Source organism: Ochrobactrum sp. Marseille-Q0166, from assembly GCF_014397025.1.
In the GTDB taxonomy this organism is placed as follows: Bacteria; Pseudomonadota; Alphaproteobacteria; order Rhizobiales; family Rhizobiaceae; genus Brucella.
In genome coordinates, this window is sequence record NZ_JACJUO010000001.1 from 413,197 (window position 1) to 437,903 (window position 24,707).

Here is a 24,707-nt window from a genome sequence, read left to right on the forward strand (position 1 = left end):
CATGAGATTCCAGCAACAACCAGCCGCCAATAGGTACACCACGTCTAACGATGTGTCTCGAGGTTATCGTCGCCGCATCATGGCCGTATTGCGCCTTGCCTCCAGTGTGCTTGGTATGCGTCGCAAGAGGTTAGGACTTGGTTTGCTGGGTGTCAGTGGTGCCACAGCTTTGATAAGCGCACTCGGTCCCGCGTTGGCTGAAACGACGACGATACCAAACGGGGTAGTCTGCTCTCGAGCCCAGGACGGTTCAGGTAGTTGGACATGCCACGTGCCGACAACGAACGGTAGCTTCGCTACGATAAGCGGAGTTCCATCAACAGGCCCCGCAGGCATGGACGTTGATCAAGCGACGTTGACAACTCTCGTGAGCGAGAAACTTGGAGCTGGAGCGATCTTGCTTGGCAACACATCCACAACGGCTGCTGGCGAAAATGCAGTGGCGATCGGGAACGCCGCATTCGTGGGTACAGGTGCTATCGGCGGAGTGTCAGTTGGTTATGGCGCGTTGGTTCAGACTGATGCGATCAACTCAATCGCCGTCGGAAGTAATGCCCAGATCCGCAACGGCTCGACATCCTCGATAGCCATTGGGCGTTCTGCTATAGTGGGATTAGGCGGCGCCGCAGTGCCAGCCTCCTACGGCATTGCGATAGGCGATGGTGCTCTAGCGCAAAGAAATTTTGCTATCGCGCTTGGTAAGTCAGCCAAAGCAGCTGATGAGGATACGATAGCGATTGGACAAAACAGTTCAGCTGCGGGAACATATGGCATCGCGATCGGCAGAGGAGCGACCGGGAGTGGCGGCACGGCTTTTGTTGCACTGGGAGCCGAATCGAAGGCATCCAGGGAGTACGCTACAGCGGTAGGTAGAGCAGCGGCGGCGGGGGGATATCGATCTTCGGCCTTTGGTTCCAACAGCGAGGCACTGGCTGATTATTCAACAGCTATTGGCACAGGATCGAAGTCCTCTGCCCTTTATTCAACGGCGATTGGCTACCGTTCGGCGGCGAATGGACAACGAAGTCTTGCGCTCGGGAATAATGCCCAAGCGAACATCGAGAATTCTGTGGTCCTGGGACCTGATTCAGGTGTGAATGCGTCAAACGGCGGCAGCACAGAGATCGGCGCGATCTTTATTGGCTCGAGTGCCGGCAATAAATCGACAGGAACTTGGAACACCTTTATAGGCCCACAGAATGTCGGCAGCAACAGTGCAGGCCGCGCCAATGTCGCAATCGGACAGGCAAGCTTCTACAACGGACAAGGTAACCTAAATACCAATCTCGGCGGTTGGTCAGGGAATAATAGCCACGGGAGCAACAACGTCGCCGTCGGCATCTATGCCGGCGCCAACACGCAAGGCGATTTCAATGTCGTCAGCGGTGAATCGGCAGGCCGTTTCTCGGTTGGTGACCGCAATGTGTCCTCAGGGGTAGCTGCAGGTTATAGGGCCGAGGGCAGTGACAACGTGATCTCCGGGACCTCAGCTGGCATCGGCATCGCGGGCTCGGGCAACGTTGCGCTCGGCCAATCCTCGGCTACTGGATACACAGTTGATCCAAATAGCCTTGAGCTTAGAGACCGTGAGGGGAACGTGGTTAGCGATCCAGCTCTGGCCAAGGTTCGTTTAAACGACACTATCTCTCTAGGCAACAAGTCTTATGTGGCGGCGGACGGGGCCATGGCGATCGGGGCGCACGCAGAGGCGCTTGGCTTGCAGAGCATCGCCGTGGGTTACAACGCCATTGCTACAGGCTCCGTGGCAATGGGAACAGGCGCGCGGGCAGGGAACGGCGGGGCAGCCTTTGGCGACAATGCAATTGCCACATATCTCGGGGGCGCAATCACGGCCGGCACAGTCGCAGGTACGGCCCTTGGTGAGGGCTCTGCTGCGGATATCTCCGGCGCAGTTGCGCTTGGGACTGATGCGCAGGTCACCGCTGTGTCCAGTGTCGCACTTGGCGCCGGCAGCATTGCAGATGGCTCAACTCTCGCAAATGCGGCGTATTCACCGGCTGGGAATGCGAGCGCTTTAGGTGGCGTGAACCCGGATGGAGAAGTATCGATTGGAAGCGACAGCAAAGAGCGTCGCATCACGCATCTTGCCGCAGGCAGCGCTGCAACCGATGCCGTCAATGTGTCGCAGTTGAAGGCGGCGCAGACACACTACTACTCGGTAAACGACGGTGGTACCACAGGCGACAATTTCGACAACGACGGTGCTGTCGGAGTAAGCGCCCTTGCCGCAGGCGTCGAGGCGAAAGCGGCGGGGGATTACAGCACAGCAATCGGAAACAAAGTTGAGGCTGTCGGCCAGGGCTCAGTTGCTTTGGGCCAAAACAGTTCGGCAAACGACTCGCTTGGAGTAGCTATAAACGGTTTTGCGACTGGAACGCAGGCCACTGCGATCAATGGCAGCGCCAATGGTATTGGCTCGGTTGCTATTGGTGGTGTCTCCAGCGGATTGTCGCAGGCTCTTGGAGACGGCACAGTCGCAATCGGCTGGGCGTCGATTGGCGCCAATACCAGTGCAACCGCGGTCGGCTATTCCAGTAAAGCATACGGACAGAGGAGCGTTGCTCTCGGCGCAAACAATTACGCCTCAGCTGATGATAGCTTCGCTGCTGGTGTCGGCTCAACCGCATCTGCAAACTATGCAATTGCGATTGGCGGCACGGCGAGCGTTGAAAACGGCGTCTCGTTGGGTAATGGCTCTGTCGCTGACAGGGTAGCCGGAAACGCCGGTTATGATCCGCTGATTGGTACATTTTCAACAGACACATCGCCTGTTTGGAAGAGTAAATTTGCCGCCGTCTCAATCGGATCAGACGGCAATACCCGACAAATCATCAATCTTGCCGCAGGCAGTAATGACACGGATGCGGTGAACGTCGCTCAGCTCAAGGCAGCCACTGATGCAGCGAGGGTCCACTATTACTCGGTAAACGACGGCGGGACTGCGACGGGAAACTTCAATAACGACGGCGCGGTGGGTACCAATGCATTGGCCGCTGGCATCAATGCATTTGCTGAAGCGGAGTCGTCGGTGGCTGTCGGCAGGGATAACCGAGTAAGCGGCAACTCCAGCGTCAACAGCGCCTCTGTCGGCTCCTCAAATACGATCCTCGAGAGCGCAAACACTGTCGCCATTGGCGTACGCAACGATGTCGTGCAATCCTCCAGCGTCGGTGTGCTTGGAGGCGGTAACAGCATCAATGCCACTAGTGACACCACGATCAATGGCCTGAACAACACGGTAGATACGAGCTACAATAGCGGGTTCTTTGGAGGCGATAATTCAGCGACAAACGTCAACTCATCTGTAGTAGTAGGCAGCAACAACAGCCTAGCATCGTCGGGCAACGTGGGCGTGATCGGCGGCTTAAACAGCCTGAGGTCCACGCTTGCTTCCAGCGTAATCGGAATTGGCAACGCGCTCTCCAATACTAGCCTCACAAGTGTAACTGGGGTCTCGAACGAGGTGAGCAACACGAGCCAAGCAAATGTGATTGGCGTCAACAATGCGATCAGCGGGGGTGGAGAGAATACCATTATCGGTTCTCTCAACACGCTAACTGACGGAACTCGAAATTACGTTGGCGGCTTCTGGAACACGCTTGGAACAAGTCTTTCCGACAACCAGGTGCTCTCCAATCGGGGCACCATATCCGACGGGGTGTCCAATGGTGTTCTGATTGGCGTAAACGGCAGCCTTGAGGCCTCCGATAGTGTCGCTATCGGCACGAGCGCCAGCGTGAAGGTTGCAGGCGGCATTGCATTGGGGTCGCAATCTGTCGCTTATACCGGTCCGAGCGTCTCGGGCTACAATCCGTCAAGCGGCGAAGCGTCGACAGACACTTCTCCGACATGGCTGAGCACGCTCGCGGCATTATCCGTAGGCGATTCAGGCAAGGGCCTGACACGCCAGATCAACGGCGTTGCAGCGGGCACAGAAGATACAGATGCTGTCAACGTCGCACAGCTTAAGGATATAGGTGCGATCGCGAAATCAGGCTGGAAGCTACGTGTGAATGGTGACGCGGAGACGCAGGTAACGCCAGGCGAAACCGTCGAGTTTAAAAATGGCCAGAATATCAATTTGTCTCGAAACGGTTCGGAGGTGACGATTGCTACCGCCGATGACCTGATGGCAACCAGCATCACGACGGGCAATTCGAAGCTCACGACCAGCGGTCTCGTTGTAAACGATGGCGCAAATGTCACCACGATCGGCGCAGCCGGCCTCGATATTAACGGCGGTCCAAAAGTCACAATTGCAGGCATAGATGGAGGAAGCCAGCGGATTCGGAACGTCGCTGTTGGTGTGGATGATACAGATGCTGTGAATGTCAGCCAACTTCAGTCGGCCACCGGTGGCATAACAGCCAAGGGCTTGGACTTCGTCGGAAACGAAGGCTCAGCAGTACACCGCGATCTTGGACAAACCGTCAGTCTAATAGGTTCCGCAACCACCGCCGGTGTTTATAGCAGTGGCAATCTCAAAACCGTCGCGACATCTGACGGGCTCGAAATCCAGATGGCAGAATCGCCAAAGTTCGGCAACGTAACGATTAACGATGATGGAACCGGAAAAATTACTGGCGTCGCGGCTGGATCGGTGTCATCGACATCTCAGGATGCCGTCAATGGCTCGCAGCTTTTTGATGTTTCCTCAAGTATCGTCAGCCATCTAGGCGGCAGCGCAACCGTCAACGCAGACGGTACCGTTACAGGACCGGTCTATGTCATGCAGGGCGGCAACTATTCCACCGTTTACGACACTTTCGCTGCGGTCGATGGCAGCCTTACCAATATCAGCAATAGCCTGACCACCATCAATAACGGGGGTGGCATCAAGTATTTCCACGCTAACTCGACAGCAGCCGACAGCCAGGCAACGGGCATTGATAGTGTCGCGATAGGGGGGCGCGCAGAGTCTCTTGGTGCTGGCAGCATAGCGGTCGGTAACGGTGCGAGCACCAATATAATCGCGACCGGCGCTGTGGCCCTGGGGCAAGGGTCGACGGCTACGGCTGCCCAAGGCGTGGCGCTGGGTGAAGGGGCCTCTGCCTCGACAGCAAACAGCGTCGCGCTCGGCGCAGGCTCCGAAACAGGCGCGGTGATCTCGACGGCTGGAACGACGATAAACGGCAAGGACTACGCATTTGCCGGCAGCTCTGCCTTTGGCACCGTATCTGTTGGTAAGGAAGGAGGCGAGCGAACGATCTCAAACGTTGCTGCGGGCCAGATTTCCGCAAACAGTACAGACGCGGTCAACGGGTCGCAGCTCTACGCGACCAATCAAGCTGTAGAAGCCGTTGTCAGCAATGTGACCGAATTGGACAAGTTTTCCGTCAAGTACAACAATAATGGCGTAACGAAGTCAAATAGCATTACGCTGGCAGGTGGTGACCCGAACGCGCCAGTGCTCATCTCGAATGTTGCCGCTGGCCTTGCCGATAATGATGCCGTCAATGTTAAACAGTTGAAAGACACTGCTTCAAGCACGTTGGTATCAGCAAATAGTTATACCGACAACAGGACGGCTTACGCCATTACCACGGCCAACAGCTATACGGATAACGTTGCAAAGACGACCCTGAACTCGGCAAATGCTTATACGGACAACAAGTTCAATCAGCTCAATGCTGACATAGGTTCCGTTCGGAGCGAAGCGCGGCAAGCTGCAGCTATCGGTCTCGCCGCTGCCTCTCTTCGTTACGATGAGCGGCCCGGTAAACTTTCAGCGGCTGTCGGTGGAGGTTTTTGGCGTGGCGAAGGGGCAGCAGCACTTGGTCTGGGCTACACCAACGACGATCAGACGATGCGCGCCAATGTTTCTGCGACTATCGCGGACGGAAACTGGGGCCTCGGCGCTGGTCTGAGCTTCACGCTCAACTGATTGCTCAGACATGTGCCAAAGCACCCAGAGTTTTAGGGTACCCCGCATTGGGCTGCTCAGTTTCGTAGCCGTTCTCCTCGCCGGCAGCCCTTCTTTTGGAGAACAGGACCAACGAAGCGCGATGCCCTCCGCAGAGGAAGATAGTCAAACGCGGTTCGTCGTAAAACCTTCGGATGTCGAGGTTCCGAAGGACGTTGATCTGGGACACTATCGTCGCATCCTGCGTCCCTTTTTAAACTGGACGCTAATTTGCGACGAGAACCTTCAGCGGCAGCAGCGGGTTTGCAACGTGTCGCAGACGATCGTCAAAACTGATGGAACTATAGTGTTCAGTTGGTCGCTCGCGGCAACACAGGATGGTCAACCGTTTTTCATCCTGCGTGTACCACCAGTATTGGGCACGGGAGATGCAATCCATCTCGATCTTGGCGACGGAGGCTCCGTGGTTAGCGTTCCTATCACCGCGTGTGATCAGAAGATTTGCATCGGCTATCAGCGCGTCGGGCCAAGATTGAGACTAGCGATTACGAAGGGTCTCGTCGTGCATGTCTCCTACTCAGCGGTTACCTCGAGCACTCGAGTGTCGTTTATCGCTCCCTTTGAGGGACTTGCAACTGCGCTCGCTGCAATTTGACGGGCGGGCTAAGTGGGTTAGCCGTCAGTATTTCCGGAAGGACAGAGCATGGAAGAAACTACAAGCTATAGTGATCGCATACTGAGCGCACGGCGCGATGGCGCGGGAACAGCTGCCAGTACAAGTGGGAAACGAGCCGACGTTATTGCCCGTTCGGGTCGACCACGGTGGTTGATGTTTGGTGCAGGCGGTATTCTGCTTCTCTTGGTGGCAGGTTTGGGAGTGTACAACCTCCCACATCTTGCCGGCATCATTGCCCAGGCAAACGAAGGGACAGGTCGCCAGCAGTCAGACGTCGATAGCCGCGGGCAGAATCCGGAGGCGGCGGCTCGGCGCGATGATCCTTTTTTCTCACATGCCAATCAGGCGGGCGTGGAACACTGCGCAAACACATACTCTGCACTGGGACAGGCATTGGCGGCCGGAACACAGTTCATGGTGCAAACCCAAACGGCAAAAAGTGACCCGAACAAGCATGCCATCCTAGGGTTGGTGGGCATGACTTTTCCCGATCGCAAATCCGATCGCTATGTCGGACCTGCAACAGGCCTCGTTTTTGCCGCGCCAACCAGCGCGGGCTGCGAAGGTTCGATGGTACGGATTGTTCCTTTTCCAATGGGATGCGCGGAGACCGTGTCTCTGCTCCCAAAGGATAGCGCACAGCAGAAGTCTCTTTCCGGGCTTTCTGTGTACGCTCTTTCGACCGGAGGTCAGGCCGTTCTTATGCCGGCAGGAGAGGGCTGTATAGCAGTATCGATCGTACGTGCAGACGGGTGACGCCAGGTTTCTAGTGGATGGGTTGATACAATGCCAATACACATGCGATATCGAGATGAAACGGCTTCGGAGACCGTTTTTCGCATGGATCTACTCAGTCGTTGGTCTCCGCGTCTCTTTTTGATCTTTGGCTGGGTCTTACCGATGTCGGCGATTTCAGGCAATGGGCTCGCTTTTGCGATCGCGGCTGGAGGATTGTCCGCGATCGCCAACATAATCGCGTCGATCATGTGGATGCGGTTTCTCGTCTACCCTATGCAACGGGCTCGTTTTTCAGACGTAGGCTGCGCTCTGGCCCGCAGTCTTCGCGGCCTGTCTCCTGACGCGAAGATGGTTCAGGGTTGGTCTTCACCCTTTCCCGGAGCGCTTGCCGTAACCGTCGATAGCAAACTGCTTCTGATTGACCGGACCACGAACTATTTGGTTTATGAACTCCAAAGCAATCAGATCCTAGATGTTCGTATATACGCTGATTTGACCGCGAAACGTAATGAGGGCAGCAGGGTTGCTCGATCGCTGGCGGTGTTTTCCCGCCCCTCCATAGGTAGAGCAGGAGGAGCATCGTTGGAATTGCTGTATCGTGCTCCGCGCCACCATGAGGGAATGATGCTTGCGAGCTGCTCAACGGCTTCCAGAACTGTAATTGAGTTGGGTGTTAATCTGGGGCTAGCTAATACCCTTAGAGAAAGCGTAATGCGTCTTCGCACGCACGCTTCCTAATCTCGTCGTAAATGCTGTTTTGCGTCGGGTCGGGTCGGGTTGTCCATAGCGTGATTTAAGCGTCGCAATGATGAACAATTTCTTGGTCCAGGACAGATAGCGTCAGGCTATAGCAGATTTGTTCAAACCATCATGGCGTGTATTTTCAATACATAACACTTTAGGTATGGCAGAACGCACCACGATCTCGTGAACTTAATGTCTAACGACCGATATGCCGTTCGCTGCCTAGCCGTTTTGCGCACCGCGAGGATGAGGACTTAGAGAGGGGAAAGTCGCGTTCTGGCGCGGCTAAAGTTGAGTTAGAATGATAGTTGGTTACGCACGTGTCTCCACTGAGGAGCAAAAGCTGGATTTGCAACTGCGAGCCCTGAGAGACTCAGGATGTAATCGCATCTATCAGGATCATGGATGCTCCGGGCGCAGTTTTCAGCGCCGTGGCCTTGAAAGTGCTCTTGGGAGCCTCAAACCGGGTGGTACTCTTGTGGTCTGGCGGCTGGACAGGCTTGGGCGATCATTATCAGGACTGGTGCAATTTATTGACCAGCTCGGCCAGCGCGACGCAAATTTTAAGTCGGTGATGGAGAACATCGATACGAATTCCTCGAGCGGCCGATTGATGTTCCACATGATGGGAGCTTTGGCGGAATTTGAACGATCAGTTATCAGCGAACGAACCAAGGCAGGCTTGGTAGAGGCGAGGGCGCGGGGCAGGCGGCTAGGCCGCCCAAAAGCGATAACAGATGACGATGTCCATCGGGCGCTAAACGACATTGATCGCTCATGCGAGACCATGGCAAGCATCGCTGAACGTTTGGGCGTTTCTGTGCGCACTCTAGAGCGGCACTTCGTGTATGCCCGAATGGCGCAGTAAGGTTTAGCGGGCGTCTGGCAGGTTCTGTTGCAAAAATTCAATCTGAACAGAGTACGGCCTATCTCTGGACGTAGTTATGCTGCGAGTGCTTCAAACTGTTGTTTGATTGAGCGTGCATTTGCCGTTGCAAAGATGCCTTGTTGTTTATGCATCATGTGAATGAGTTCAATGCCAGAGAGCGTGATGCCGGCTGCGGTTTCTGACTTGAAACCAAGCATGGAGCGTGTGCGCCGTTTGATGCGGCGATGATCCTGCTCTATCGTGTTGTTCATATATTTGTTGGAGCGAATGGCAATAAGTTTGCCAGCCTGTCTGAGCCGGTTCTCTGTATCACATTGCAAAATAGCTATTCTGTTGGTCTCGCTTCCATCAATGGTAATGCGCACCGGCCTGCCGTGGCGGGCCAGTGCCTTGCGTATAAAACGTTTGGCAGCGCTCAAATCACGTTTCTTGCTGAGATAGAACTCAACCGTATCGCCATTGCTATCAATCGCACGATATAAGTACAGCCACTCGCCTTTGACCTTGATGTAAGTCTCATCAAGGTTCTATTTGCGTGTGACCTGACGCTTCTTCTCATTGAAACGTTCAAGCAGTTTTGGGCTAAAGCAGATAACCCAACGATGGACGGTAGAATGATCGAGATCGAGGCCACGTTCCGCCATCATGGCCATCCGATTGCGAAGGCTCAGATTGTAAGCCAGATACCACCGAACACACAGCAGAATGACTGATTTATCAAAATGGCGGCCTTTGAACATCTAAAATAGTCAGCTCTTTAAAAGCCAAGATACTACCATGCCATCTATTGACGAAAAGTTTGCAACAGAACCCATGCTGAAGCTCGGCAGCCCGACCGAACTGCCACCACGACCATTCCTCGACATTGGCGTCCGCGCACGATTTGCCTGGGAGCTATGGCGTGCACGCGGTGAAATATGAGCGAAACTGAGTGAGCTGAATGTTGTAACAGGCGCACAGACTGGTGCTTTTTGGCGCATTTGCAGCGATAATGCTTGCTTATTGGAGCTTTTGAGTTGTATCCGGAAAAAGACAGAGCCAGAACAATCGCAAGCAATAAAATTGCGCATGAAAACCGGGGAATGGTTCCAAAGGCAAATGTGTTTGGAACAAACTCAAATCAAAACCGGTCGTGATTGAAACAGGTCTTTCGGACATGAAAAGGCAAATGCCTGAATGTGCGAAAGCCAGTGAATCTATGTGCCTTGAATGGTGCGTTTTCATTTTCAATGACGGCAAAGAACAAGGAATCTCAATGTGAGTCAGATCGCCTTCTGGGGTGCGGTCGAATTGGGCCTCGTCTTCTCTTTTGTCGCCATCGGCGTTTATCTGGCTTTCCGCGTGCTCGATTTCCCTGATCTGACCGTGGATGGCTCGTTTCCGCTTGGTGCGGCCGTAACCGGTGTTCTGATCCTTGCTGGCTGGAATCCATGGCTCTCTGCTGGTGTTGCGATGATTGCAGGCTCGATTGCCGGTCTGGTGACGGCAACGCTCAACGTGCGGTTCAAGATTCTCAATCTTCTGGCCTCTATTCTGACGATGATCGCTCTGTTCTCCGTCAATCTGCGCATTATGGGTCGTCCGAACATCGCACTGATCAATCAGGATACGATGCTGTCACCGTTTTTCGGTCACGGTATTCCTGAATATTATGTGCGTCCGGCCTTCCTGTTTGTGCTGGTTGCCATCACTGTCTTCCTGGTCTGGCGCTTTCTCGAAAGCGACATGGGCCTTGCCATGCGTGCAACTGGTGCCAATCCGAAAATGGCCCGTGCTCAGGGCGTACGCACTGATCGCCACATTTACCTCGGTATGGCGCTGTCCAATGCTCTCGTAGCGCTTGGTGGCTCGCTTTTCGCCCAGACAAACGGCTTTGCAGACGTGACCTCCGGCGTGGGTACGATCGTTGTCGGCCTTGCCGCTGTGATCATCGGCGAAACATTGCTGCGCTCACGTCTGATCCTCGTCATTCTCATTGGCTGTGTTGCCGGTTCGATCATCTACCGCATCGCTATCCAGCTCGCACTTTCCAATGGTGACATTGTCGGACTTCAGGCTTCTGACCTTAACATTGCGACGGCACTTCTCGTTACCTTCGCCCTCATATTGCCGCGCCTGCGCCGTGGAGGAGCATCATCATGATCGAAGTCTCCAATCTTGAGGTCACTTTTGGTCGCGGAACACCGCTGGAAAAGCAGGTGCTCAACAAGATCAACCTGACGATGGAGCAAGGTTCCTTCGTCACAGTGATCGGTTCTAATGGTGCTGGTAAATCGACAATGCTTGGCGTGCTGGCAGGTGACGTTATCCCGACCGCTGGCAAGGTGGTAATCAGCGGACAGGACGTGACCCGCAAGTCCACTGCCGAGCGTGCTGGTCTTGTTGCACGCGTGTTTCAGGACCCGCTTGCAGGCAGCTGCGGCACCCTGACGATTGAAGAAAACCTGGCGCTGGCAGCATCGCGTGGAACACGCCGTGGCCTTACCCACGCGCTCAATTCCAAGCGTCGTGAATGGTTTCGCGAACGCGTGGCAAGCCTCAATCTCGGCCTCGAAAACCGCATGCAGGATCGCATGGAGCTTCTCTCCGGCGGTCAGCGTCAGGCGCTCTCGCTGATCATGGCAACATTGGCCGGTTCAGAAGTGCTGCTGCTTGATGAGCATACGGCAGCGCTTGATCCGGGCATGGCTGAATTCGTCATGGAACTGACCCGGACGCTGATTGCTGAAAGCAAGCTGACAGCGCTGATGGTCACGCATTCTATGCGTCAGGCACTGGATTATGGCGACCGCACCATCATGCTGCATGGCGGCAAGATTCTGCTCGACGTTACCGGCGACAAACGCAAAACGCTCGGCGTTGAAGACCTCATCGAAATGTTCCGCAAAGTGCGCGGACAGACACTCGATGACGATGCTTTGCTGATCGAATAATATTACAAACAGCTTTGTTTCACAGCCGCCGTTCAGTTTGAGCGACGGCTGTTTCGTTTGAAAACGAATTGCGCTACTTAATCCTAATGGCGCAAAAGAAAGCACATGAAGTCGATCAGTTTATTGCAAAGCCGAGCAGCTCGTTTCCGGTTGTGCTGCTCTACGGTCCTGATAAGGGGCTGGTGAGCGAACGTGCGCGTCGATACGCGCAGGCGACCAAGCTTCCGCTCGACGATCCCTTCGCCGTCATTCGCATGGAAGCCGATGAAATCGATGCCGATCCTTCAAAGCTCGCAGACGAAGCGCGGACAATTTCGATGTTCGGCGGCGAACGGCTCATCTGGATCAAGAATGCAGCCGGGCAAAAGAAGTTCGCGGATGCCGTGAAACTTCTGGTGAGTGAGCCACCGCGTGAAACCTATATTCTGGTTGAAGCAGGCGATCTCAAGAAAGGCGCAGGCCTTCGCAGTGCTGTAGAGAACGGTTCTGCCGGTATGGCGTTGCCTTGTTATTCAGACGATGCGCGCGGCATAGACGGTGTGATTGATGACGTTCTGGCTGAATGGAAAATGCAGATCACTATGGACGGGCGTCAGCTGTTGCGGGCAAGCCTTGGCGGCGATCGTCTTGCCACGCGTGGCGAGCTGGAAAAGCTCTGCCTTTATGCGCGCGGCAAGGAACGTATTGACATAGACGATGTGCGGGAAGCCGTGGGCGATGTGGCCGGGCTGTCGACGGACGAAGTGGTGGATGCAGTCCTGAATGGCGATCTGTCGCGTTTTGAGGTGACATTTGACCGCGTCGTAAAATCAGGGACTGCGCCATTTCTGGTGCTTAGTACGGCAGCACGTCAGTTTCAGCAAATACAGACTTTGCGCCATATCGCAGACAAAGAACGCAAAAGCGCCTCCATTGTTGTTGCATCTGCCCGGCCTCCGATCTTCTTCAATCGTAAGAAGCTGATTGAGAATGCGGTTAGTCGATGGAACGCTGAAAGCCTTTCGCGCGTGATGGAGCGTCTGCAACGCGCAGTGCTCGAAAGCCGTCAGAATGCGGCATTAGCTGTGCCGATCATCCGCCAGTGCCTGCTGGCGATTTCCGTCGAAGCCGTGAAGCTATCCCGCCGCTAAAACCACGGCAGATCTAGCTTTCAATTGCTTCGAAGCGTAGATAGCCCGCGATGCCAGAACCTTTGTAATTCGGATTATCGGATGGGTGGTTCACGCCATCATTGACCGGAATGACCTTAAAGTCGAAAGGTGAGACGCCGTCGAGACAGGCGGCATTGATACCGAACTGCTGCGGATTGGATCGCCGCTGATGAAAGGTGTAAATCCCGCATTTCGAGCAGAAATAATGCTTAGCCGCACCTGTATTGAATGTGTAGAGCGTCAGCGCATCTTCACCTTCCAATATTTCAACGCCATTGAGTTCGGCGGAAACCGTAACGGCTCCACGCATTCGGCAATAGGAGCAGTTACAGCGGCGTGCAGTGTTAAGCCCATCGGATAGTTTGACGCGAAAGCGCACTGTTCCGCAGTGGCAGGCTCCATAGACAACTTCAATATCGGGTTTCATTCAGATCTCCTCTGTATGGAAATTTTTATTTCCATTTTCCGAGCTTTACCATTGGTCAGACTTGATTAAATTCACTTTCAGGAGATTTGGGAGGAAATTTTATGAGTGGATTTGCAGTTGTAACCGGTGGCAGCACAGGTATTGGCAGGCATCTGGTCTCCGCATTTGCCGAGGCGGGTTACACTGTAGCTTTCAGTTATCTTGACGATCAAGAGGCTGCAGAGACGCTCATGGAAGAGATCGAGCTTTCGGGTGGCCAGGCGCTGGGTGTCGTTTGTGATGTGGGTGTTGGAAGTGAGGTTGATGCGTTTTTCGATGAGGTCTGCAGCTGGTATGGCGATGCGCCGGATGTGCTCGTCAACAATGCCGGAATTCAGACTTGGGGAGCTCTGCTGGAGCTTTCGGAAGATGATTGGGACGATGTTATTCGTACCAATATGAAGGGCTGCTTTCTCAACACACAGGCTGCTGCCAGACGCATGGTCGAAGTCGGCAAAAGCGGTGCGATCATTAATATTGGCTCTGGCTGCAACAAGCTCGCCTTTCCCGGACTTGTTTCCTATACGGCATCGAAAGGTGGTATCGAGCAGTTCACGAAAGTTTCTGCTGTTGAGCTTGGACCAAAGGGCATCAGGGTCAATTGTGTGGTACCGGGCGCGATTCTTAACGAACGCACCATGCAGGAGCAGCCCGATTATGCGGCAAGCTGGAGCGGCATTACGCCTTTGCGGCGGGTTGGAACTGCAGAAGACATAGCTGGGCCTGTGCTGTTTCTTGCATCAGATGCTGCGTGCTTTGTCACCGGCCAGACGCTATGGGTCGATGGTGGGGTATTCTCGCAGGCCAGTTGGCCTGTATGAGCCGTATCTCATATACGTTATTGTAAATAAATGATGATTTACTAGTAATCTGCTGGCTTAACGAGGAACATATCCAATGAATGCTGCATGGAAAAAATGGCTTATCAGCTTGGTTTTCGGAGTGGTGATAGCGCGTTTCGGATATGGCTTTTTCTCGCCCGCAGTGTTGGCCCAGTTTGGGGGAGCAACTCCAGTTTCAGGGAATGTTGAAACGATTATTATTGTAAGCTTTTTGTCACAGTTACTTATAATTGCTTTAGTGACTGCCTTTCTGTCACGCTTCGAAGATAATAGAAAGCGAATTGGTTGGGGGTGTTTTATACTAGGACTTGTTGTTCTGGCTGGGCTTCTCGCGACGATTTTCGTATCAGATATAAGTATTTTTGGGATTATGCAGTCCGGTACAGAGACGCGTAATGATGAGATGACTGCATTCATCTTCTGGCTAATGGTGCTGGTCTTGCCCTTTGCCATTGGGGGGCTTGTTCTGACAATTCTGGGCTGGTTTCTTATTTCAAGAAAAAGCCAGAACAAGATGAGCTGATGAAGTTTTTTTGCGAATTCGGGATACGCTTTGATTGGATGGTGATCCCGACTGGATTCGAACCAGTGGCCTCAAGATTAGGAATCTTGCGCTCTATCCTACTGAGCTACGGGACCAGCAATGCTAAATGCCGCTGTGTGGGCCTGACATTTTCCGACACATACTGTTTTTCATAGCTTTCGCCAACCCCGCAAAAAGCGGGGCAGGCGCATTTCTTTTCCACGGAAAGAAATTAAGCAGCCAACGCTGTTTCGATCACCGACACGAAATAGCTCACGCCATAGGGTATGGCGTCGTCGTTGAAGTCGTATGCCGGGTGATGCAGACCGGGAGTTTCACCATTGCCAAGGAAAATGTAAGCGCCGGGACGCGCTTCCAGCATATAGGAGAAATCTTCCGCAGCCATCATTGGGGCCACATCTGTCTTCACCTTGCTTTCGCCTGCCACATTTTTTGCAACGCGGGCTGCAAAATCGGTCTGGTCGTCGTGGTTGAAGGTGACAGGGTAGTTGTTCTTGTAGCGAACGGTGATTTCAGCGCCGGTGATGGTCGCGATACCTGCTGCTGCCTCGCGAATGCGCTTTTCAGCATAGATGCGCGTATCCTTGCTCAAGGTTCGCACTGTGCCCGAAAGCTTGGCTGTTTCAGGGATGACGTTATAGGCCTCGCCTGCGTGAAACTTCGTGACCGAGATCACGAGCGAATCAAGTGGATCGATATTGCGTGCCACAATTCCCTGAATAGCGAGATGCAGCTGTGAACCGGCAAGGATCGGATCAATCGTGCGGTGCGGCTGGGCTGCATGGCCACCGCGTCCCTTGATCGAAAGGTCGAATTCGTCGGTTGCGGCCATGATCGGGCCTTTGCACATGGCAAACTGACCGACGGGCAAGCCCGGCAGATTGTGAACACCATAGACTTCCGAAATGCCAAAACGATCCATGACGCCGTCCTGAACCATGGCCAGTGCGCCAGCACCACCTTCTTCGGCTGGTTGGAAAAGCAGAACGGCAGATCCGCGGAAATTTCGGGTTTCAGCGAGATATTGTGCGGCACCCAGCAGCATTGCCGTGTGGCCGTCATGGCCACAGGAATGTGCTTTACCCGTATTTTTCGATGTCCATTCGACTCCGCTGGTCTCGGTGATCGGCAGGGCATCCATATCGGCGCGCAGGCCAATGGCCGCACCATCACCATGTCGTCCCTTGATGACCGCGACGACGCCACTGCGGCCAATGCCGGTTTCAACAAGATCGCAGCCGAAAGATTTCAGTTTTTCTTCGACAAACCGTGCCGTTTCGTGAACGTCATAGAGCAGTTCAGGGTTCTGATGTAGATGGCGGCGCCATGCGGCGATCTCCGCCTGGGTTTCGACGACACGATTAAGCAGTGGCATTTCGGAAATATCCTGAGATTTTCAATAAGCAGAAGCATGGAGGATATGACGTTTCAGTGAAAGCGGGCAATCCCTAAAGCGCTCTGCGCTTTAGTCTTTATACCTCACGCATGCGTTATCGGAAAACCGGTTCCCACTTTTCCGCGCATGCGCTATTTGCCTTTTGGTTGCCACATGGCATAGATAAGACCAGTGTAAATCTTCCTTTTTGACTGTTGTATTCGCAAGCCGTTTACGGCTCTTGCTGATTGGAACTACAAATGATTTCGAAGTCATTGAAAATTCTGTGTGCCGCAGCGGCTCTTTCAGCCCTGACATTATCTGCTGCTCTCGCTAATCCGTCGATTGCTGTTGATGTGGCTACCGGCAAGGTATATTCCGCACAGGACCCTTTCCAGCGCTGGTACCCAGCTTCATTGACCAAGATGATGACGGCCTATGTTACATTCCGGGCCCTTCAGTCGGGCCAGTTGACGCTCGAATCTCCTGTTAAAATGACAGTTAATGCTTCGAAAGAGCCGCCGAGCAAGATGGGTTATCGCCCCGGCTCGGTGCTTACGCTTGATAACGCGCTCAAGATCATGCTGGTAAAGTCAGCCAATGACGTGGCTGTGGCTGTGGCTGAATCTGTTGGCGGTAGTGAAGCCGCTTTTGTGAAGCGCATGAATGCGGAAGCTCAGCGCCTCGGAATGACCGGATCTCGTTTTGCCAATCCGAATGGTTTGCATGATGTGAATAATTATTCTACTGCGCATGATCTGGCTGTGCTGGGTGTGCAGTTGCGCCGCGAGTTTCCGCAATATGCGCATTATTTCAATACAGAAGCCATTGATGCGGGTGACGGAAAGAAGCCGCAAGCCAATTACAACATTCTGCTCGGACGCTTTGATGGTGCCGATGGTATGAAGACCGGCTTTGTCTGTGCATCAGGCTTTAATTTAGCCAGTTCTGCAACCCGTCAGGGGCGTACGATACTGGCCGTGGTTCTTGGTGCTGATCGTCAGGAAACGCGTGCGGTTCAGGCTGCACAGTTGATGACCGATGCTTTCCGCTCCAATGGTGCCGGTGTGCCGACCCTTGGCAACATGGTTCCGCCAGCCAGCAGTGCCGTTAATCAGGCCGTCGATATGCGCAAGGCCATTTGCAGCCAGCAGGCGATGGCTGATCGCTGGGACGGACGCGATGTCGAAGGACGCTTGCAGCTTAATTCGCCCTATATTCATGCAATGACGCGTGAGCCGGTGCCGGTTCAGGTTGGGCTCGTATCCGCGCCACCCGCCAAAATTACGCGTGTTGGCCAGCTTGATATTTCGCAGGTCCCAGTGCCTATGCCTCGTCCGCAGCGCGCTGCCGCTTCAATAAATTAAGATCGTATCATGCCACATCCAATTCCTGTTTCTGTGCTCACCGGCTTTCTTGGTTCGGGCAAGACAACGCTGCTCAATCGGTTGCTGAAAGATCCGGCGCTCACCGATACCGCCGTTATCATCAATGAATTTGGTGAAGTGAGCATTGATCATCTGCTGGTTGAAAAGGCCAGCGAAGGCGTTATCGAACTTGCCGATGGTTGCCTGTGTTGCACCGTTCGCGGCGAACTGGTGGATACGCTGGCCGATCTGATCGACCGTCTCCAGACGGGGCGTATCAACGCACTGAAACGGATTATCATTGAGACTACGGGTCTTGCCGATCCGGCACCTGTGCTGCAGTCGATCATGGGACATCCGGTGCTGATGCAGGCACTCCGCCTTGACGGTGTGCTTACGACGGTTGATGCCGTCAATGGAATGGCCACACTCGACAATCATGAGGAAGCCGTTCGTCAGGCAGCGATGGCTGATCGCATCATCATCACCAAGGCTGATCTGCCGGATGCGCAAGCCGGACTTGCAGAACTCAAGACACGGCTTCGACAGCTTAATCCGGGCGCTGATATTCTTGAAGCATCCGATGGACGCACCGGCTATGCGGCCCTGTTTGAATGCGGGCTTTATAACCCGGAAACAAAGACAGCCGATGTTCAGCGCTGGCTCCGCGCTGGGGCTTTTGAAGATGATCATCACCAGCATCATCATGAGCACCACGATCATTCTCACCATGAACACGATATGCATTCCGGGAATGATCATGTCTGTGGACCGGATTGTGATCACGATCATGAACGCGACCACCACCACCATCATCATCATGATGACGCCATTCGTTCCTTCTCGTTACGCCATAAGGAACCGATCCCGTTCTCCACTTTCGAGATGTTTCTCGACCTGTTGCGCTCGACCCATGGCGAAAAGCTTCTGCGCGTAAAGGGCATTGTTCAGATCGCCGAAGACCCAGATCGTCCGCTGGTCATTCATGGTGTGCAGAAAATCTTCCATCCGCCAGCGCGCCTGCCGAAATGGCCGAAGAATGAGCACGAAACCCTGTTGGTGATGATTGTGAAGGATTTGCCGGAAACCTACGTGCGCGAGCTTTTCGATGCGTTTCTCGGCAAAGCAGGCATTGATCGTCCTGACCGCACTGCGATGATGGATAATCCGCTGGCTATTCCGGGCTATTCAGCGCGTTAGAGCGCGTGCGCCTTCTTGGGCGACAAAGGTCGCTATAAAACTCTAGAATTATGCCCTAAACCTTATTTCTTCTGGATGAGAAAACGGTGAAGGCTTTCGTCACGCTCCTGCTTGAGCAGGGCGTGGCCTTCCTGCGTACAAAAATGCGGTAGGTCGATGCCGGATAAAGGGTCGGTCGCTTCGACCCAGAGGAGCGCGCCGCTCGGCAAATCCTGGAGGCGATTGCGTGTCTTTAAAACGGGAAGAGGGCACTTAAGCCCTCTCAGATCATAGACGGGAACGTCTTTATCCATCTGGTGTTAATTACCGCTCAGCTTCCACCAGGCTTTTTTCTTTTCAGGAGCAGGTGCTGTGACAGTATCTGGGACGGTGCTTGCCGTGGTCATCGGAGAAACAGCTGCCGGATTTACCTGCGGAACAGGAATAGTGGCAGTCTGAGCCGAATTAGCAACTGCTGGCGTTGCTGCGATAGCTGTCGCTGGCTGTGCCGAGATCGGCGTTGCCGCAGGTTGGATATCCGGTGCATTTGGCGTTTCAGCGGATGCTGGCGAAAGCGACGGCGGTTCGCGCGTTACCTTTTCTCCGCGTGCACGTGCTGCACTCCATGCGGAAACCAGCTTGGCTTCTGCAATGCCTTGAATGGAAGGAGCAGGCTTCTTTTGTGCTGCGCTGAATGCGGACTGGAACGTTTTTTCATAAGAAGACGTATAGGCCATGGATTCCGCGCCGACCGAAGGCGGGCAGGCATCGGTCGCTGAAAGCGGCTGACCATCCGGCGTCGGCACGTTGAAGACATAACGCTTTTCGCAGACATCAACCTTTGGCGGAACCTTGGTTGTTTCAAAGGCATCGTAGCCTTGCTTTAGCATCTTCCAGAATGCGTAGTTCTGATCGTTTTTGTAACGCGCCATATTGGCTGCGGTCATACGAAATGGGAAAGCCTGGATCTGAAAATCGCGCTGGCCGCCCTTGAAGGCATCGCGGCCAAAGGCGTAAATCTCGCTGACACTTTCATCGGTCATCGAATAGCAGCCTGATGACGAGCAGGCGCCATGCACCATGAGATTTTGGCCGGTGCGGTTGTGGGCTCGGTCATAGGCATTCGGGAAGCCAATGTTGAAGGCAAGGTGATATTGCGAATTCGGATTCATCTGCCCCGGACGGACGGTGTAGAAACCTTCTGGCGCCTGACGATCACCTTCGATGAATTTCGGGCCGAGCTTACCGGACCATTTGCAGATTTCATAAGAGGCAATCTGGTCGTATTTGCCATTATTCTTCTGCTTCCAGACTTCAAGCACGCCTTCTTCCTTGAAAATACGCACCATGACCGGCGAAGTGCGGCTCATGCCCTTCGCTTTCATCTTGGCGACGATTTTTTCCGGAAGCGGCTTTTCAGCCCGCAGGCTGAGATCGGAAACGGACGAACCCTGACAACCCGCAAGCAGAGCGGATGCCATGAGAGTTCCAAAAAGTGCGGTTCTGATCTTCATATCGCATCAAGCCTGTTCGAAATCTGAATTTTCAGTATTCGGATGTTAACAACTAAACCTTTCGGTATCGTTGATAAATCGTTGCTCAAATACCTAAAAAACAGCGTGACCGCAATATGGCGGAAATCACGGCATGATGCAAATCCGGTGCACCAAAGGCGCACCGGAGCCAAAAACCAGGTTTTATGGTAAATTAAATGTTACGACCGATGTCGAGGAATTTCTGGCGACGTTCCTGCTTGAGCGTTTCGCCATCGACATCCTTCATCGAACGCAGCGAGGCGGTGATGATATCGCCTGTTGCCGCAATAACCGCATCCTTGCCGCGATGTGCGCCGCCCAGCGGTTCCGGGATGATGCCGTCGATGATCTTGAGATCGAACAAATCCTGTGCGGTGATGCGCATGTTGGAAGCGGCATCCTTTGCACGAGTGGAATCGTGCCAGAGGATTGAAGCTGCACCTTCTGGTGAAATCACCGAATAGATCGAATGTTCGAGCATATAGACGCGGTTTGCGACAGCAATTGCGATCGCTCCGCCAGAACCACCCTCACCGATGATGATAGAGATCACAGGCACACGCAGATTGAGGCACGCTGCTGTAGAGCGAGCAATGGCTTCTGCCTGACCGCGTTCTTCAGCGCTCACACCCGGATAGGCGCCCGCAGTATCAACGAAAGTAATCAGTGGCAGCTTAAAACGGTCTGCCATTTCCATGATGCGCACAGCCTTGCGGTAGCCTTCCGGACGGGCAGAGCCAAAATTGTGCTTGAGGCGCGTCTTGGTATCTGAGCCCTTTTCATGACCGAGGATTGCAACAGCCTGACCATTGAAACGGGCGAAGCCACCCTGAATGGCTTCATCATTGGCAAACTGACGATCACCGGCCAATGGTGTGAATTCCGTAAACAGCTTGTCGATATATTCCAGGCAGTGCGGGCGATCCGGATGGCGGGCGATCTGCGCCTTCTGCCATGGGGTGAGCTTGCGGTAGATATCCTTGAGCGCATCGCCCGAGCGTTTCTCAAGACGGCTGATCTCGTCGCTCATCTCGACGCTGCCCTGTTCCTGAGCAAGTTTTTTCAGCTCAAGAATCTGGCCTTCGAGGTCGGCGACGGGTTTTTCAAAGTCGAGATAGTTATACATCGGGCCTGACTATTGTGCGTTTCCAGAGATATCGGGCATAAAACACGCTAGATAACGGCTGTTTTACGACGCCTTACATATTTACTTCGTTCGCATCTTGCAAATTTTTCTGAAATTCTCTTAACCGCAGAGCGCTTAATCGGCAAGCGGATGATGCTCACTTACCAGCTTATGCAGCCTTTCTTCGAGAACGTGGGTGTAAATCTGGGTGGTAGAAATGTCCGAATGACCGAGCAATTGCTGCACAGTTCTTAAGTCAGCACCGTTTTGCAAAAGATGGCTGGCGAAAGCGTGGCGCAGGACATGCGGAGAGATCGAGGTGCTGGAAAGCCCAGCTCTTGCCGCAAGTGTCTTAAGCTCACGGCCAAAAACTTGACGTGCAAGATGACCACTTTCGGAGAAGGCCGGGAACAGCCACGGATTTTCATCATAACCTGGAAGAGCATCGCGTAAAGCCAGAAACACCTGCAATGCCTCGCGTGCTTTTTGCGACAAAGGCACCATACGGTCCTTTGAACCTTTGCCGCGCACAATCAGGAAACGGTGATCGGTGCGGGCGACGCTAACAGGAAGGCCGACAAGTTCGGACACACGCAAGCCTGTGGCGTAGAGCGTTTCAAGCAGTGCGTGAAGGCGCAGAGCCTTGAGGCGGTCCGAAGGTTCGGATGCTTCTTTCGCCTCAAGTTCGGCACGATCAAGCAGACGACCGACATTTTCAACGCTTAATATTTTGGGCAGCGGCTTCTGCTTTTTGGGTGCATCAATGATACTGGTGGGGTCGTCCTCCCGAAAGCCTTCCGCATAAAGAAAACGATAAAACTGTCTAAGAGCAGATAAACGGCGGGCTTGCGATGTTGCTGCGAAACCTTCATCGGCCATGACGTTGAGAACACGTCGTATGTCATCTGTTTTTGCCTCGGCGAGATTAATACCGCGTGCCGAAAGTATATCCGCTGCTGCCTCCAGATCCCTTTGATAGGATTCAAGCGTATTGAGTGCCGAACCACGTTCGGCACTCATCATTTCGAGAAAGTTTTCGATCGCCAGAGATGCCCGCATGTTTATTCCTCAGTATCCGTGTTGTTTTCTGCTACTGGTTCGGGTTGCCGGGGCGGAGCAACAACGGTCTGTTTCAGTTTTGAAGACGGAATCTCGATCGTGATTTCTCGGGTTGTCGGCTTCACAAAATTGGCAGCCAGAAACATAGCGCCATAGACTATGGCGGCAATAACAGCGAGCAAGGCGATGATGCGCGTCAGCGTGGGCATGATGCGTTTATGCTGTGCTATTGAGACGAAAGCAAGGACGGGTCATTCTGGCGCATAAAAACCCATGTCCGGTTCAATTTAGCCAATGAAAGCGATTGACGTCGAACGGTTTTTCATGTGGAACCGGAGGAAATGGATGAGGTCAATGAGCAGTACAACAAAACAGACAAAACTTAACGAGCAAGCGGATGCTGTCCGTCAGCTTCTTGGTGCGAAAGTCGTTGTTCTTGTTGGACTGATGGGCGCAGGAAAATCGACAGTCGGCCGAAAGGTCGCAACCATGCTTGGACTGCCGTTCAAGGATGCGGATAACGAGATTGAATCTGCAGCCCGTATGACCGTGCCTGAACTTTTCGACGCCTATGGCGAAGCCGAGTTTCGCGATCTGGAGCGCCGGGTTATCCTGCGGCTGCTTGAAGACGGTCCAATGGTGCTCGCTACCGGTGGCGGTGCCTACATGAATGCCGAAACTCGTGAAGCAATAGCGGCGAATGGTGTGTCCATCTGGCTGAATGCCGAGCTTGATGTGCTGATGGACCGTGTTTCGCGCCGTCAGAACCGCCCACTTCTCAAAAATGACGATCCGCGCGGTGTGATGCAGCGGCTGATGGATGTTCGTTATCCGGTTTATGCGCTGGCCGATCTGCATGTGATGACGCGGGACGATAAGAAGGAAGTGATTGCCGGAGAACTGATTGATGTTCTCACCGCGCATCTCACCAAGGGTGAAACCTAATAAAAGAGCGTGTCGCGCTTGATGATACGCATCACGCTTGCTCTATTTTGTTGTTTTTACGCATGTCTTGGAAAACCGGTTCACATTTTTCCAAGACATGCATTAGGAGGCCGTCTGCATGAATACCCCTCTAAGCGCCGACAGTGTAACAGTTCCGGTTTCGTTGGGGGACCGATCCTATGAAATTCTGATCGGAAAAGGCCTGATTGCGCGCGCTGGTGAAGAAGTTGCAAAGCGTCTGCCGGGCATTCGTGTGGCAATCGTCACCGACGAGAATGTTGCCAAGGCGCATCTCGAAGCTCTGAATACAAGTTTTGCCCGTGCCGGCATCGAATCCACACCGGTTATTGTGGCGCCTGGTGAGAAGTCCAAGTCCTTCTCGACACTGGAAACCGTGACCAATGCCGTGCTGGCTGCTCGCCTTGAACGTGGTGACGCGGTTGTCGCTTTTGGTGGCGGTGTTGTGGGTGATCTGTCCGGATTTGCTGCCGGTATCGTGCGTCGTGGCATGAATTTCGTTCAGATGCCAACCTCGTTGCTTGCACAGGTCGATTCGTCCGTTGGCGGCAAGACTGGTATCAACACCCAATTTGGCAAGAACCTTGTCGGCGTGTTTTATCAGCCGCAGCTCGTTTTGGCCGATACGGAAGTGCTTGATACGCTGAGCGAGCGTGAATTCTGTGCAGGTTATGCAGAAGTCGCAAAATATGGCCTGATAGACCGTCCAGACTTCTTCGCCTGGCTTGAAAAGAACTGGCGCGAAGTCTTTGCAGGTGGTGCAGCACGCACCGAGGCTATTGCTGAATCCTGCCGGTCAAAGGCTGCGGTCGTGGCGCGCGATGAGCGTGAGAATGGTGACCGTGCTTTGCTCAATCTCGGTCATACATTCGGTCATGCGCTTGAGACGGCGACTGGCTATGATTCGAGCCGTTTGGTGCATGGCGAAGGCGTTGCCATCGGTATGGCGCTTGCGCATCGTTTTTCGGTCAAGATGAACCTTTGTGGCGTTGAGGCTGCCGAACGCGTTGAGGCGCATCTCAAAGCCGTCGGACTGCCTATATCGTTGCACGACGTGCCGGGTGGACTGCCTGATGCTGAAAAGCTGATGGATTACGTCGCGCAGGACAAGAAGGTGGCACGGGGCGCGCTGACATTCATTCTGACGCATGGCATTGGTCAGTCCTTCATTGCCAAGGATGTTCCGCCTGAAGCAGTATTGGAGTTTCTGAAGGAACGCCTCTCCGTCTGACCCAG

The 24,707-nt window shown here is 53.7% G+C and carries 22 protein-coding genes, 1 tRNA gene and 1 pseudogene; 15 read left to right on the top strand and 9 right to left on the bottom strand.

The annotated features are described in order from the left end of the window. The first annotated feature begins 1 nt into the window (after position 1). The 5 genes from H5024_RS01925 (at position 2) to H5024_RS01945 (ending at position 8,910) form a co-directional block, all read left to right on the top strand. A complete protein-coding gene (locus tag H5024_RS01925; protein WP_187543774.1) occupies positions 2-5,905 on the top strand; it encodes a YadA-like family protein in 5,904 nt (1,967 codons plus the stop codon). 121 nt (positions 5,906-6,026) lie between these two features. After that, complete coding sequence (locus H5024_RS01930) at positions 6,027-6,539, top strand: invasion associated locus B family protein (protein ID WP_247875200.1); 513 nt, start codon at positions 6,027-6,029, stop codon at positions 6,537-6,539. A 48-nt stretch (positions 6,540-6,587) separates the two neighbouring features. Further along, positions 6,588-7,316 carry a hypothetical protein gene (locus tag H5024_RS01935; RefSeq protein ID WP_187543776.1) on the top strand — a complete coding sequence of 243 codons (729 nt, stop codon included), beginning with the start codon at positions 6,588-6,590 and terminating at the stop codon, positions 7,314-7,316. A gap of 84 nt (positions 7,317-7,400) precedes the next feature. After that, the gene (locus H5024_RS01940) at positions 7,401-8,036 is read left to right on the top strand and encodes a hypothetical protein (RefSeq protein ID WP_187543777.1); all 636 of its coding nucleotides are present in this window, start codon (positions 7,401-7,403) and stop codon (positions 8,034-8,036) included. 307 nt (positions 8,037-8,343) lie between these two features. Continuing rightward, positions 8,344-8,910 carry a recombinase family protein gene (locus H5024_RS01945; RefSeq protein WP_187543778.1) on the top strand — a complete coding sequence of 189 codons (567 nt, stop codon included), beginning with the start codon at positions 8,344-8,346 and terminating at the stop codon, positions 8,908-8,910. 74 nt (positions 8,911-8,984) lie between these two features. Here the strand turns inward: H5024_RS01945 and H5024_RS01950 are convergent. Then, positions 8,985-9,671, bottom strand: a pseudogene (locus tag H5024_RS01950) (IS6 family transposase). Between the two features lie 37 nt (positions 9,672-9,708). On the opposite strand from H5024_RS01950, the gene H5024_RS01955 reads away from it, so the two are divergent. The 4 genes from H5024_RS01955 (at position 9,709) to holA (ending at position 12,994) form a co-directional block, all read left to right on the top strand. Further along, complete coding sequence (locus H5024_RS01955; protein ID WP_187546789.1) at positions 9,709-9,852, top strand: hypothetical protein; 144 nt, start codon at positions 9,709-9,711, stop codon at positions 9,850-9,852. Positions 9,853-10,188: 336 nt separating this feature from the next. Further along, a complete protein-coding gene (locus H5024_RS01960; RefSeq protein ID WP_187543779.1) occupies positions 10,189-11,073 on the top strand; it encodes an ABC transporter permease in 885 nt (294 codons plus the stop codon). Further along, positions 11,070-11,864: an ABC transporter ATP-binding protein gene (locus H5024_RS01965; RefSeq protein WP_187543780.1), complete on the top strand. Its 795-nt coding sequence runs from the start codon at positions 11,070-11,072 to the stop codon at positions 11,862-11,864. Before H5024_RS01960 ends, H5024_RS01965 begins: the two co-directional genes overlap by 4 nt. Before the next feature lie 86 nt (positions 11,865-11,950). Then, entirely contained in the window at positions 11,951-12,994 is a 1,044-nt protein-coding gene (gene holA, locus H5024_RS01970) for a DNA polymerase III subunit delta (protein WP_187543781.1), read from the top strand. Positions 12,995-13,007: 13 nt separating this feature from the next. Here holA and H5024_RS01975 read toward each other — a convergent pair whose 3' ends face one another. Continuing rightward, on the bottom strand, positions 13,008-13,442 hold the full coding sequence (locus H5024_RS01975; protein ID WP_187543782.1) for a GFA family protein: 435 nt from the start codon (positions 13,440-13,442) through the stop codon (positions 13,008-13,010). Positions 13,443-13,543: 101 nt separating this feature from the next. Between H5024_RS01975 and H5024_RS01980 the strand changes: the two genes are divergently transcribed. Further along, on the top strand, positions 13,544-14,302 hold the full coding sequence (locus tag H5024_RS01980; protein ID WP_187543783.1) for an SDR family oxidoreductase: 759 nt from the start codon (positions 13,544-13,546) through the stop codon (positions 14,300-14,302). A 76-nt stretch (positions 14,303-14,378) separates the two neighbouring features. Further along, positions 14,379-14,846: a hypothetical protein gene (locus H5024_RS01985; protein WP_187543784.1), complete on the top strand. Its 468-nt coding sequence runs from the start codon at positions 14,379-14,381 to the stop codon at positions 14,844-14,846. 39 nt (positions 14,847-14,885) lie between these two features. On the opposite strand, the gene H5024_RS01990 is transcribed toward H5024_RS01985, so the two are convergent. After that, positions 14,886-14,962, bottom strand: a tRNA-Arg gene (locus H5024_RS01990). Positions 14,963-15,078: 116 nt separating this feature from the next. Then, positions 15,079-16,242, bottom strand: coding sequence for a M20 aminoacylase family protein (locus H5024_RS01995; protein WP_187543785.1), 1,164 nt, complete (start codon positions 16,240-16,242; stop codon positions 15,079-15,081). 260 nt (positions 16,243-16,502) lie between these two features. On the opposite strand from H5024_RS01995, the gene H5024_RS02000 reads away from it, so the two are divergent. Both H5024_RS02000 and H5024_RS02005 read left to right on the top strand, forming a co-directional pair. Further along, entirely contained in the window at positions 16,503-17,609 is a 1,107-nt protein-coding gene (locus H5024_RS02000) for a D-alanyl-D-alanine carboxypeptidase family protein (RefSeq protein WP_187543786.1), read from the top strand. Between the two features lie 9 nt (positions 17,610-17,618). Next, positions 17,619-18,809, top strand: a complete 1,191-nt coding sequence (locus H5024_RS02005; RefSeq protein WP_187543787.1) for a GTP-binding protein — start codon at positions 17,619-17,621, stop codon at positions 18,807-18,809. 62 nt (positions 18,810-18,871) lie between these two features. Here the strand turns inward: H5024_RS02005 and H5024_RS02010 are convergent, their stop codons facing one another. The 5 genes from H5024_RS02010 to H5024_RS02030 form a co-directional block, all read right to left on the bottom strand. Continuing rightward, entirely contained in the window at positions 18,872-19,102 is a 231-nt protein-coding gene (locus H5024_RS02010; RefSeq protein ID WP_187543788.1) for a sulfurtransferase TusA family protein, read from the bottom strand. Positions 19,103-19,108: 6 nt separating this feature from the next. Then, a complete protein-coding gene (locus H5024_RS02015) occupies positions 19,109-20,302 on the bottom strand; it encodes a murein L,D-transpeptidase family protein (protein ID WP_187543789.1) in 1,194 nt (397 codons plus the stop codon). 193 nt (positions 20,303-20,495) lie between these two features. Beyond that, positions 20,496-21,449: an acetyl-CoA carboxylase carboxyltransferase subunit alpha gene (locus H5024_RS02020; protein ID WP_187543790.1), complete on the bottom strand. Its 954-nt coding sequence runs from the start codon at positions 21,447-21,449 to the stop codon at positions 20,496-20,498. 135 nt (positions 21,450-21,584) lie between these two features. Then, the gene (xerD, locus tag H5024_RS02025) at positions 21,585-22,508 is read right to left on the bottom strand and encodes a site-specific tyrosine recombinase XerD (protein ID WP_187543791.1); all 924 of its coding nucleotides are present in this window, start codon (positions 22,506-22,508) and stop codon (positions 21,585-21,587) included. A gap of 2 nt (positions 22,509-22,510) precedes the next feature. Continuing rightward, complete coding sequence (locus H5024_RS02030) at positions 22,511-22,717, bottom strand: hypothetical protein (protein WP_187543792.1); 207 nt, start codon at positions 22,715-22,717, stop codon at positions 22,511-22,513. 145 nt (positions 22,718-22,862) lie between these two features. On the opposite strand from H5024_RS02030, the gene H5024_RS02035 reads away from it, so the two are divergent. After that, positions 22,863-23,453 carry a shikimate kinase gene (locus H5024_RS02035; RefSeq protein ID WP_187543793.1) on the top strand — a complete coding sequence of 197 codons (591 nt, stop codon included), beginning with the start codon at positions 22,863-22,865 and terminating at the stop codon, positions 23,451-23,453. Positions 23,454-23,571: 118 nt separating this feature from the next. Next, a complete protein-coding gene (gene aroB / locus H5024_RS02040; protein WP_187543794.1) occupies positions 23,572-24,702 on the top strand; it encodes a 3-dehydroquinate synthase in 1,131 nt (376 codons plus the stop codon). The last annotated feature ends 5 nt before the right edge of the window (positions 24,703-24,707 follow it).